General features: G+C 42.8%; 7 protein-coding genes and 1 CRISPR repeat array. All 7 genes read left to right on the top strand.

The features are described 5' to 3' along the window. Positions 1-290: 290 nt before the first annotated feature. Genes cas3 through cas2 form a run of 7 tightly spaced genes read left to right on the top strand, consistent with a single transcriptional unit; the run spans position 291 to position 7,632 of the window. Complete coding sequence (cas3, locus tag SSCH_RS14780; protein ID WP_198142529.1) at positions 291-1,982, top strand: CRISPR-associated helicase Cas3'; 1,692 nt, start codon at positions 291-293, stop codon at positions 1,980-1,982. Between the two features lie 17 nt (positions 1,983-1,999). Then, entirely contained in the window at positions 2,000-2,731 is a 732-nt protein-coding gene (gene cas5c, locus SSCH_RS14775) for a type I-C CRISPR-associated protein Cas5c (RefSeq protein ID WP_044666151.1), read from the top strand. Then, positions 2,728-4,470, top strand: coding sequence for a type I-C CRISPR-associated protein Cas8c/Csd1 (gene cas8c / locus SSCH_RS14770; RefSeq protein WP_044666150.1), 1,743 nt, complete (start codon positions 2,728-2,730; stop codon positions 4,468-4,470). The genes cas5c and cas8c overlap by 4 nt, the downstream gene beginning before the upstream one ends. Positions 4,471-4,507: 37 nt before the next feature. Beyond that, a complete protein-coding gene (gene cas7c / locus SSCH_RS14765; RefSeq protein WP_044666149.1) occupies positions 4,508-5,593 on the top strand; it encodes a type I-C CRISPR-associated protein Cas7/Csd2 in 1,086 nt (361 codons plus the stop codon). Next, complete coding sequence (gene cas4, locus SSCH_RS14760) at positions 5,583-6,290, top strand: CRISPR-associated protein Cas4 (RefSeq protein WP_198142528.1); 708 nt, start codon at positions 5,583-5,585, stop codon at positions 6,288-6,290. Before cas7c ends, cas4 begins: the two co-directional genes overlap by 11 nt. After that, positions 6,287-7,279 (top strand): type I-C CRISPR-associated endonuclease Cas1c, encoded by a 993-nt coding sequence (gene cas1c / locus SSCH_RS14755; RefSeq protein WP_232294517.1) that lies wholly within the window; start codon positions 6,287-6,289, stop codon positions 7,277-7,279. The genes cas4 and cas1c overlap by 4 nt, the downstream gene beginning before the upstream one ends. Positions 7,280-7,329: 50 nt before the next feature. Further along, positions 7,330-7,632, top strand: a complete 303-nt coding sequence (gene cas2 / locus SSCH_RS14750) for a CRISPR-associated endonuclease Cas2 (protein WP_044666148.1) — start codon at positions 7,330-7,332, stop codon at positions 7,630-7,632. A 152-nt stretch (positions 7,633-7,784) separates the two neighbouring features. Then, positions 7,785-8,929: a CRISPR direct-repeat array (repeat unit 32 nt; unit sequence GTCGCACCCCGTGCGGGTGCGTGGATTGAAAC). Positions 8,930-8,932 lie beyond the last annotated feature (3 nt).

Here is an 8,932-nt window from a genome sequence, read left to right as displayed (position 1 = left end):
CATGGTGCTGAATTAGTTCGAATAATTTATTTGGCAAAGGTAATGTAGGAACGACGGCTTTTAGGCTTTATTGTATTGCCGGGCATCATGCAGGTCTACCTGATTGGTCTAGTGCAGAAGGAGCAGGACAAGCCTCGCTTCAGTTCCAGAAAACGCTAGTTAAGGATCTAGGTGATATCAAATCGGGCTTTATCGATAAGGTTCGAACAGCCAAGCCATCGCTGCCACCATGGAAATTCGCACAGGGTTTGGATTTAGCTTTATGGATAAGGATGTTGTATTCCAGTCTAGTGGATGCTGATTTTTTGGATACTGAGAGATACATGGAACTTGATAAGGCGCTCATTAGGGGAGGTTATTGTTCCATAACGGAACTACTTGAGCGATTTAACTTGTTTATCAAACAATTGGATGAGAAATCAGAAGATACAAAAGTGAATGAGATCAGAAGAGAAATACGTGCAAAATGCATACAAATGGCTAAAGAAAAACAAGGTATTTTTTCTCTTTCAGTTCCGACAGGAGGAGGAAAAACATTATCTAGCCTTGCTTTTGCTCTCGAACACGCGAAGACACACCAACTTAAGCGAATTATTTATGTAATACCTTATACTAGCATTATCGAACAAAATGCCGATGTTTTTCGTTCAGCTATTGGAGAAGATCAGGTTGTTGAACATCATTCAAGTATCGACGAGGATGATGCTACCCCAAAATCTCGATTGGCTGCGGAAAATTGGGATGCTCCAGTGATTGTTACCACATCTGTACAGTTTTTCGAATCGCTTTTTGCAGCGAAATCTAGCCGGTGCCGCAAGCTGCATAATATAGTTGATTCAGTGGTTATATTGGATGAAGCCCAGTTAGTGCCTGTAGAATTTGTAGCTCCGATTCTTGAGACGATGCAATTGCTTGTTGATCACTATCATGTCAGTTTTGTTATTTCTACAGCAACACAACCCGCATTTAAAGAACGAATAGTTGACGGACATTTATTTAAAGGGCTAAAACACATCAAAGAGATCATGGGAGGCTCGGAAGAAGTGAAATTGCTCTATCAGTCTTTAATTCGTAATCATGTTCAGTTTCCAGATGATATCAATGCCGTTTCTAGCTGGGAAGAGATTTCCGAAGAATTAAAATCATATGATCAGGTTCTTTGCATCGTTTCAGACCGTAAAAGCTGCCGAGAGTTACATAATATGATGCCTAAAGGGACCTATCATTTATCAGCTTTGATGTGTGGACAGCATCGCAGTAAAATCATCAAGGAAATAAAGAAAAAACTCAAAGACAGCGAATCTGTTCGGGTTGTCAGCACTCAGTTGGTCGAAGCCGGTGTGGATTTCGATTTCCCAGTGGTGTATCGAGCTTTTGCCGGTCTGGACTCAATCGCGCAAGCAGCAGGTCGCTGCAATAGAGAAGGAAAATTATCTAGGCGAGGAAAAGTCGTTGTTTTTAACCCACCTAGAAAACCACCGGAAGGATTACTTAGAAAAGCAGCGGACACTACACGTAGTATTGTTTTGGATGTCGAGGATCCCATGGCCTATAGCATGTTTGAGAAATACTTTGTGGAATTATACTGGAAAGCTAATTCACTGGATAAAGAGGGGATTACAGATTTGCTCAATCCATATCACAATGAATTAAAGGAATGCAGCATTTACTTTCGAACTGCTGCCCAAAAATTTAGGATCATCGATGACTCCACGCAAAAAACAATTTTTGTTCGTTATGGTGAAGGAGAAAATCTCATTAATTTATTAAGAGCAAAGGGACCTGATCGTTGGTTAATGAGAAAGCTTCAAAGATATACAGTCAATGTCTATACTAATCAGTTTAAGGAATTAAGATTGCGAGGTGCAGTTGAAGAGGTTTACCCGCAGATTTTTGCACTGTCATCGAATTTATATTATTCAGAGGATACAGGTCTTCTCGTTGATGAAACTTCTTATGACCCTGAGTATTTCATTGTTTAGAAAGGAGTTGGTGGAAGGTGCACAATTGGTGTCTGGAAGTATGGGGGGATTATGCCTGTTTTACCCGCCCAGAGATGAAAGTTGAACGGGTTAGCTATGATGTAATCACTCCATCAGCAGCCAGGGCAATTTTTGAGTCGATTTTATGGAAGCCGGCTATTCGGTGGCGTATAACGAAAATTGAGGTACTTAACCCGTTTAAATGGATTTCTGTTCGCCGAAATGAGGTTGGCAAGGTTGTATCCGCCCCCACAAAAAAGCAGATGGCGGGTGAAAGCGGACCTCCAATGGGCATTTTTATTGAAGAAGAAAGACAGCAACGTGCTGGACTTTTCTTACGCGATGTCAGATATCGTATTCATGGGTATTTTGACATTATTAACCCTCAGCAAAGAAAGGGAAATAATTCGAAACAAACAAAGGTTTGGGCGGACGAGCAAGAATGCGCTGAACTCTCAAAGTTGGATGAAACCGAAGCAAAATATGCAGCGATGTTTGGTCGGCGGGCGAAAAAGGGTCAATGTTTCCACAGACCCTATCTAGGATGTCGAGAATTCGCCTGTGATTTTCGACTCGTCAAAAACCCGGCTGAGGAACCTGTGAGTCCAATTAACGAAACGCGAGACTTAGGATTCATGCTGTATGATATGGATTTTGAACGTGACGAGCCAACTCCGCTGTTTTTCCGGGCGCAGCTTAATAAAGGAGTAGTAAATACAGACAGAAGGGAAGTGGAGGTGAGAGGATGATATTGCTCGCCTTGAAAGAGTATTATGACCGAAAGGCTGCTGAGGGGCTAATAGCGCAAGATGGTTGGATGAAAGGGGGAATCGATTTTCTAATAGAGCTTGATTATGATGGGAATCCACAAAATATTGTTGACTTGCGAGATACTGTTGGGAAAAAGAAAATTTCGCACCCACTTGACGTGCCATATATTGGAAAGCAGGCATTGAAGCACACTAATAGTGGTAAAGATGGCAATTTGCTTTGGGATAATGCTACATTTGTTTTTGGACTAGGTGATAAAGGGGATATGCGTCTTCAAAGTATGATTGAAACAATTGATAAATGGATTGGTAAAACAAACGACCTTGGAGTAAATGCAGTGCGAAATTTTTTACAAAATGGTCTAGAGGATCGTAGTTGTTTTAATCAAGTACTTAATCATCCTGAATATGGCGAACTATTTAAAAAGGGTAGTGTAAAAGTTAGCTTTCGAGTTTTACGTACGGATTATAAGGTGGTTTTTAATTCTCCGGTAGTTGTAAGTGTGCTTAATAAAGTGGATAGTAAAAAAGATGCGAATTCAGTACTTGGTACATGTTTAGTGACAGGAGAAAAAAATGTACCAATTGAAGCAACTCATCCAGTTACTAAGGGAGTTTGGGGAGCACAGTCTTCAGGTGCGTGTATTGTTAGCTTTAATAAGGATGCCTTTAATTCATATGCTAAAACTCAAAGTCTAAATGCCCCTGTTAGCAAAGTTATAGCATCCCGGTATGGCAAAGCGTTAAATACTTTACTCGATTCTCGTAGACAGTGCTTGCATATAGGCGACGTATCGATGGTCTTTTGGTCAAAAAAACAATCATCTTTTGAATCTGACTTTGCGTTTTTTTTCAAAGAACCAGAGAAGGACAATCCGGTTGCAGGAACGGAAAAAGTGAAAGCACTGTTTGAATCAGTCAGCACTGGTACCTATATGGAAGACGATGGAGATACTCGTTTTTACATATTAGGTCTTGCTCCGAATGCTGCTCGAATAGCTATTCGTTTTTGGGAAGTAGGAACAATATCTGAATTTGCTTCTCGGATCAGGCAGTATTTTGATGATTTTGCTATTGTCAAACCATCTAAGGAGCCTAAATATTATTCGGTATGGAGTATTATGGTTAATATTGCGACCCAGGACAAGAGCGAAAATATCCCTCCAAACCTTGCTGGCGGTTTCATGTGCTCAATCTTGAAGGGTAATCCCTATCCGGCTACACTAATGCATGCTGTTCTGAGGCGAATTCGCAGCGACACGAAAAACAGAGTTAAACCCATTCGCGCGGCGTTAATTAAGGCCTATCTAAATCGGTATTACCGTTTCTATCCTAATCAAAGTTATCAGGAGGTCACTATGGAGTTAGACGTTAGTCAAGTATCAGTTGGTTACCAATTAGGACGATTATTTGCCGTATTAGAGAAGATTCAGGAAGAGGCAAATCCCGGAATCAATGCCACGATCCGCGAGCGGTTTTACGGATCAGCCTGCGCTACACCGGTAACAGTCTTTGCGAATTTACTTCGTCTCAAGAACCACCACCTAGCCAAGCTTGAAAACAAAGGACGGGTGATAAACTTTGAGCGGTTACTGGGTGAGATCATGGGCAATCTAAGGGATTTTCCTGCGCATCTTAATTTGCATGAGCAAGGTCTCTTTGCGATTGGTTATTATCATCAGAGACAAGATTTCTTCACTCCAAAAGGTGATAGTTAGTTTAATTAAAAAAAATCGTCAAGAAAGGAAGTAATAAATGATGGGTATTCAAAAACGTTATGATTTTATGTTGCTCTTTGACGTTAAAGATGGTAACCCCAATGGCGATCCTGATGCCGGAAATCTTCCACGGATTGATGCTGAGACTGGACATGGGCTTGTTACGGATGTCTGCCTAAAACGGAAAGTAAGAAATTATGTAAGTCTAAAACACGAGTTTAAATTTCCTTATGATATTTACGTTAAAGAAAAGGCGGTATTAGGGCGAGCTCATTTTGATGCTTTTGATAGCCTTGGCATTAAATTAGGTAAAGAAACACGAGTACCTATACCTGAAAATATTCTTGCTGATTTGCAAGACTCTGAATTGCCTGAAGGAGTCTCAATAGAGGAAAATGACTCAGATTCATCGTTAGTAATTGCAGCAGATGCCGATGTCGAGACTATTAAGGCCAAACTTAGAGACATTGATTTAAAAAGTGATGTGAAAAAATACATACAAAGCAACCTAAAAAATATTAAAGCTAGAAAACCTAAATCTGAGGAAGTTGATAAAGGTAGGGAATGGATGTGCGAGCATTTTTATGATATTAGAACGTTTGGTGCAGTATTAGCTTTAAAGTCAGCTCCAAATTGCGGTCAGGTGCGTGGTCCTGTACAACTTACCTTTGCTCGCTCAGTAGACCCGATTGTTTCCCTGGAACACAGCATTACCCGAATGGCTGTTGCGACAGAAGCAGAAGCGGAAAAACAGGGTGGGGATAACCGTACAATGGGGCGCAAATTTACGGTTCCTTATGGTCTTTATCAAGCCTATGGTTTTGTTTCAGCTCCACTTGCTAATCAGACCGGTTTTTCTGAAAAGGATCTGGAACTTTTTTGGGAAGCACTTGAAAATATGTTTGAACATGATCGTTCTGCAGCTCACGGACTTATGGGAACAAGAAAGCTGATTATTTTTGAGCATTCGTCGAAGATGGGCGATGTATCAGTACAGAAACTTTTCGATGCTGTTACGATTAAACGGAAAGATGAAAGCAAACCGCCAAGAGATTTCAGTGACTATATTGTTTCGATAGCGAAAGCCGATATCCCCCAAAGTGTGAAGCTAATTGAAAAATAAGATGGAAAGATTTTATTCGGATGAAGACTATCTCCTCCTTTCCGGAATTCAGCATATGGCATTCTGCGAACGACAGTGGGCACTTATTCATATTGAACAGGCGTGGGCAGAAAATGTTCGTACAATAGAAGGAAAATATCTTCATGAACGTGCAGATGATTCCTTTGAGGACGAAACGCGCAAAGATATTAGAGTAGTTAGGGCGATGCCGCTCTTAAGCCATAAACTAGGTTTCCGTGGTGTCGCTGATGTGGTCGAATTTCATAGAATAGAAGAAGTCTCAGAGGGAGTAGCAATACGTCTGAAAAGCCGAAAAGGCTGGTGGAGACCTTATCCGGTGGAATACAAGCGTGGCCGTCCTAAGCGCGATGACAGGGATGCAGTGCAACTCTGTGCCCAGGCAATGGCATTGGAAGAGATGTTGACTGTAGCAATTGATTCGGGGTTTCTTTATTATGGTCAGATAAGACGCCGAGAACACATTGTTTTTGATAAAGCACTTCGCGATAGAGTAGATGAGCTTTCCAAAAAAATGCATGAAATGATGGATAAAGGAAAGACCCCGAAAGCTGCTAAGGGTAAGCACTGTTCCTTGTGTTCTCTAAAAGAAATTTGTCAACCTAAACTAACCATACGTCATCGCTCTGTTGAGAAATATTTGGCGCGCATGGTTGATTTGGGGGTGAAGGATTATTGAAGAAATTACTTAATACTCTTTATGTAACAATGCCGGAAGCGTATTTGGCCCGAGAAGGTGAAAATGTGTTGATCAAAGCTAAGAATGAGATTAAATTTCGTGTTCCGGTTCATAATTTAGAAGGCATTGTATGTTTTGGCTTTGCTGGAGCAAGTCCTAGCCTGATGCAATTGTGTTGTGAAAGAGGTGTTGTTCTTTCCTTTTTAACAGAGTACGGAAAATTCATGGGACGTGTCACAGGTAGAGTGTCCGGTAATATTATTTTGAGAAGAACTCAATATCGCTGGACAGAAAACGATGCCATAGCGTTAAGACTGGCAAAGCGATTTATTTTAGCTAAAATTGTTAACAGCAGAGCCGTTTTACATCGTGTGGTACGAGATCATCCGCAAGTGGTGGACACAGAATTACTGACCGACGTGCTGAGAAGTTTAGCAAGCATGTCTAAGCATTTGGAAAAAACGAAGGATTTGAATACTTTAAGAGGGTTAGAGGGACAAGCTGCTTATATTTACTTTAGTGCTTTTAACCAGCTTATACTTAGTCAAAAAGAAGATTTCATCATGACAGAAAGAAATCGGCGCCCACCATTAGATCGAATCAATGCATTATTGTCTTTTTTGTATACCTTGCTTACTCATGAAGTTGTAGCTGCTCTCGAAAGTATTGGTCTTGATCCACAGGCCGGTTTTTTGCATAAGGACAGACCAGGAAGGCAAAGTCTTGCTCTAGATGTAATGGAAGAACTAAGACCTCATTTTGCGGATAGGCTTGGGGTGACACTTGTAAATCGGAATCAAGTAAGTTCCGGCGGATTTATCATTAAAGAGAATGGCGCAGTCGTAATGGATGACAAGACAAAGAAAAGAAGTGCTCATTGCATGGCAGAAACGAAAGCAGGACAAGATCATGCACCCATATTTGGAAGAAAAAGTTCCATTGGGACTTGTTCCTTACATTCAAGCCATGTTATTAGCAAGACATATTAGAGGGGATATAGAAGATTATCCTCCGTTTTTCTGGAAGTGAGGTGTTTCGTATGATGGTGCTTATCACTTATGATGTTAGTGTAACCACTTCCTTGGGAAGGAAACGATTGCGTCAAGTAGCCAAGCAATGCCAGAACTTTGGACAGAGAGTGCAAAATTCTGTATTTGAATGTCTAGTTGATCCAACACAATTTGTAGAACTTAAGCATCGTTTAGAGAGTATTGTAGACCCGGAAACAGATAGTTTGCGTTATTATAATCTCGGGGCTAACTGGAAAAGACGAGTAGAACATTATGGAGCTAAAGAAACCTATGATCCAGAAGGCATTCTTATTGTTGATGCGAATCCATAGCTAACATATTTTTTCAGGATGGTTCGCACCGCTTAAATATCAGGAGTTTTTGTACTTATTTTGTATCGTTCTTGAAAATAAGACTCTAAAATTATAGGTTCGCAATAAAAAAACTTTAGAAGCCTTGCTGGTAAGGGCTAATTACTATGGAAGTCGCACCCCGTGCGGGTGCGTGGATTGAAACGCCAGCTGCGCTTCGGCGTTTGCTCGCACGCTGTAGTCGCACCCCGTGCGGGTGCGTGGATTGAAACCCGCCTCATCGTATACGGAATAGCCAGGGTACGTCGCACCCCGTGCGGGTGCGTGGATTGAAACCATCATAAACAGTGTATCACGTCACTTGTGCAGCGTCGCACCCCGTGCGGGTGCGTGGATTGAAACATGTACCAGTAATCCCGTTGATTTTCCCATGCCGTCGCACCCCGTGCGGGTGCGTGGATTGAAACTATTCCTACATTGACTTTGATAAGGACGGTGTCCGTCGCACCCCGTGCGGGTGCGTGGATTGAAACTGGAGGGTGAGTGATGAGATGGCCGAGGTGAGGTTGTCGCACCCCGTGCGGGTGCGTGGATTGAAACCCTACCCCGTGAGTCCCGCTAATTGCTATTTTCGTCGCACCCCGTGCGGGTGCGTGGATTGAAACCAGCAACTGTAAGCCAGAAATCCCATACCTATCCGTCGCACCCCGTGCGGGTGCGTGGATTGAAACACAATAACAAAGGCGATCCTATCTATGTGGAGATTGTCGCACCCCGTGCGGGTGCGTGGATTGAAACCTCCCATATCTCCTTGGTCTCCATAACACCATTGTCGCACCCCGTGCGGGTGCGTGGATTGAAACTGAATAGGGGTTAATGCACGCCATGTCTTGCTGGTCGCACCCCGTGCGGGTGCGTGGATTGAAACCGAAGTATAAAGCGGCATTGGACAAGGTGGCCGCGGTCGCACCCCGTGCGGGTGCGTGGATTGAAACATCATAAGCAGCCAACTCATCACATATATCCACGTCGCACCCCGTGCGGGTGCGTGGATTGAAACAGGCTTATATTGACCGGGTGCGCAACGAAGGCAAGGTCGCACCCCGTGCGGGTGCGTGGATTGAAACCGCTCTATCGTCAACCGTGCAGAATCCTGGGGGTCGCACCCCGTGCGGGTGCGTGGATTGAAACAATGCTCAATACGGAGCATATGCTGACATGCCGTCGCACCCCGTGCGGGTGCGTGGATTGAACAATTAAACGCTCAATCCCGGTGCTTTTCTCTGGTCGCACCCCGTGCGGGTGCGTGGATTGAACTTTG

Origin of the sequence: Syntrophaceticus schinkii (assembly GCF_000946815.1) — a bacterium.
Classification (GTDB): Bacteria; Bacillota; DSM-12270; order Thermacetogeniales; family Thermacetogeniaceae; genus Syntrophaceticus; species Syntrophaceticus schinkii.
The sequence above is the reverse complement of the archived record's forward strand: the minus strand, read 5'-3'. Positions and strand labels throughout refer to the sequence as shown.

Coding starts and splice junctions, on each gene's coding strand:
- cas8c (WP_044666150.1), top strand. CDS start 2,728: ATGATATTGCTCGCCTTGAAAGAGTATTATGACCGAAAGGCTGCTGAG.
- cas7c (WP_044666149.1), top strand. CDS start 4,508: ATGATGGGTATTCAAAAACGTTATGATTTTATGTTGCTCTTTGACGTT.
- cas2 (WP_044666148.1), top strand. CDS start 7,330: ATGATGGTGCTTATCACTTATGATGTTAGTGTAACCACTTCCTTGGGA.